Genomic DNA, 200 nt, shown 5'->3' on the forward strand with positions numbered 1-200 from the left:
TGGCATCGGTGATATAAGAGGTGCTGCCGAGGTGATCACTATGATAGAAGAAGATGTCCTCAACGTTGGTTGTGTCCGTTGGGACATAGCCGTAACCCGGTTGCGCATTGTCAGGGTCTTCGGGTTTCTGCCACTGAATGGGTGGACCAGGGACATCTCCCTTGGCGTTGAACTTCGGACGTTGCACCCAACCTTCGGGC

The 200-nt window shown here is 54.5% G+C and carries 1 pseudogene; it reads right to left on the reverse strand.

Annotation, left to right across the window (positions count from 1 at the left end):
- Nucleotides 1–200 (reverse strand): annotated as a pseudogene (locus HMPREF2955_RS14060) (RHS repeat-associated core domain-containing protein); the annotation flags it as partial.

It is taken from the genome of Prevotella sp. HMSC073D09, assembly GCF_001814145.1.
In the GTDB taxonomy this organism is placed as follows: domain Bacteria; phylum Bacteroidota; class Bacteroidia; order Bacteroidales; family Bacteroidaceae; genus Prevotella; species Prevotella conceptionensis.